The sequence below is a fragment of the Pseudomonas fluorescens genome (genome assembly GCF_041354075.1).
In the GTDB taxonomy this organism is placed as follows: Bacteria; Pseudomonadota; Gammaproteobacteria; order Pseudomonadales; family Pseudomonadaceae; genus Aquipseudomonas; species Aquipseudomonas fluorescens_CE.
In genome coordinates this window covers 1-2,582 of record NZ_JARZGC010000039.1, presented here as the reverse complement: position 1 = coordinate 2,582, position 2,582 = coordinate 1, and the positions used below count along the sequence as shown (strand labels likewise).

Below are 2,582 nucleotides of genomic sequence, written 5' to 3'. Positions count from 1 at the left end.
CCCCTGCGTCGGGGGGGGGGGGGTGTGTCGGGCGGCGCTCCTCCCACACCCCCCCCCCCCCCCCCCCCCGCCGCCCGCCCCCCCCCCCCCCCCCCGCTCCCACAAGGGGTGTTCCATTTCAGGGCGAGATTTCGTGCGGTCTGGAGATCAACGGGAACGAACTGCACCTTGTCCCCAGCCTTCAACTGCCCAAGCTGCCACAAATCCGCCTCGATCACCGTCACCGGGCACACGAACCCGCCCAGGCTCGGCCCGTCCGGTCCGAGGATCACCGGCATGTCGCCGGTGAAGTCCACCGCGCCAATGGCGTACGGGTTGTCGTGGATGTTCGACGGATGCAGGCCGGCTTCGCCGCCGTCGGCGCGCACCCATTGCGGTTTCGGTCCGATCAGGCGAACGCCGGTGCGGCTGGAGTTGAAATGCACTTCCCAGCGGGTGTCGAAGAAGGTGCCGATGTAGTCTTCGGTAAAGTATTCCGGCGCACCGTGGGGGCCATAGATCACTCGGATCTGCCGAACGGCCGGCAACGCGGTGACCTGTTCGTCGGACAGTTGTCGGCCGGCGCTGCGGTCGGCCAGGGCCGGCAGATGCAGGACGTCCCCGGCGCGCAGGGCACGACCACCGTGGCCGCCAAACTGGCCGAGGGTGAACGTGCTTTTGCTGCCCAGGTAATCCGGCACCTGCAGGCCACCACGCAGGCACAGGTAGCTGCGTGCACCCGCACCGGCGAGGGTGCCCAGGCTCAACGTGGCACCGGCGGGAATCAGCAGCGCGGTGTTCATCCCGACCGCTTGGCCATTCAGCGTCAACGGGATCGCGGCGCCGGTCACTGCCACCACCGCTTCGCAATTGAAGCGCAGCAACGGCCCGCTCATGGTGATTTCCAGCGCGGCGGCGCCCTCCTCATTGCCCAGCAACAGATTGCCCAGGCGCAATGCGCGGCTGTCCATCGGCCCCGACGGCGGCACGCCGACGGCCCAATAGCCGAGGCGACCGGGATAGTCCTGGACGCTGGTCTGAGTCCCGGCACTGAGCACTTCAAAGGTGTTGGCGCGATAGACCAGGTCTTCCAGGCAGCGGGTCCAGGGCTGGCCGCTGGCGAATGGCGTATCGAGCACGATCTGTCGCAGGTAGGCGCGGTTGGTTTCCACGCCGTAGAGCAGGCTGTCGCCCAACGCTCGATGCAGGTCGGCGCGTGCCTCTTCGCGGGTCGGGGCCCAGCAGATGACCTTGGCGATCATCGGGTCGAAGTAGGGCGGGATCTCGCAACCGGCCTCGACCCAGGTGTCGATGCGCAGGTGTTTGCCGTCGGCTGCCGGGAAATCAACGGCGGTGAGCAAGCCGGGGCTTGGCTGGAAATCACGCCCCGGGTCTTCGGCATACAGCCGTGCCTGAATGGCGTGGCCATCGGCTTTCAAACCTTGCTCCAGGACACTCAAGGGCGGCAAGTCACCGGCCGCCAGTTCGACCATCCAGCGCACCAGGTCGACACCCCACACCTGTTCGGTGACCCCGTGCTCCACCTGCAGGCGAGTGTTCACTTCCAGGAAATAGAAGCGCTGGTCTTCGCTGTCGAAGACGAATTCCACGGTGCCAGCGCTGCGGTAGTTCACCGCTTTCGCCAGCTTGATCGCCGCCGCGCACAGGGCCTCGGCCATGCCGTCGGGCAGGTTCGGCGCCGGGGTTTCCTCGAGGACTTTCTGGTTGCGGCGCTGCACCGAGCAGTCACGCACGCCGAGGGCAATCACCTCGCCACGACCGTCGCCGAACACCTGCACTTCGAGGTGACGGGCACGCTGGATGTACTTCTCGATGAACACTCCGGCGTCGCTGAAATTGTTCTGGCCGAGACGTTTCACCGCCTCGAAGGATTCGCTCAACTCGGCCGCGCTGCGACACACGCGCATGCCGATGCCACCCCCGCCTGCGGTGCTCTTGAGCATCACCGGGTAACCAACTTGTTCACCTGCGCTCAGGGCGGCGTCGAGGTTGTCGAGCAGTTCGGTGCCCTCAAGCATCGGCACGCCGTGCTGTTTGGCCAGGGCGCGGGCGGTGTGCTTGAGGCCGAACACACGCAGTTGTTCTGGCGTCGGGCCGATGAAGGCGATGTCGGCCGCTTCGCAGGCTTCGGCGAATGCGGCGTTTTCCGAGAGGAAGCCGTAGCCGGGATGGATCGCTGTGGCGCCAGTGGTTTTGGCGATGGCAAGGATTTTCTCCACCGCCAGGTAGGTGCCGGCTGCGGCGCCCTCACCGAGGCTGTGGGCTTCATCGGCTTGCAGAATGTGCAGGCTCGCGGCATCGGCTTCGGAGTACACCGCCACGCCGGCAACGTGCAGGTCGCGCAAGGTACGCAGGATGCGGCAGGCAATGGCGCCACGGTTGGCAATCAGGACTTTTTCGAACATGGCATGACCCCTGAGGGGGAGGCGGGCCGTCCCACCGTTTTTCGATCAGCGCCGGGGTCGTCCCTGGCGGGGAAATCACAATCTCCAGAACACTGGATCTGCTTTCTGTGGGAGCGGGCTTGCTCGCGAATGCGGTGTGTCAGCCACGCGAATGTTGACTGACACTCCGCATTCGCG

1 protein-coding gene is annotated in these 2,582 nt (G+C 66.0%); it reads right to left on the bottom strand.

Features of this window, described 5'->3' with window-relative positions; genetic code table 11:
* A partial coding sequence (locus QIW53_RS26750) for a 5-oxoprolinase/urea amidolyase family protein (RefSeq protein WP_371052606.1) occupies window positions 1-2,405 on the bottom strand: 2,405 nt, incomplete at its 3' end.
* Between the last annotated feature and the right edge of the window lie 177 nt (window positions 2,406-2,582).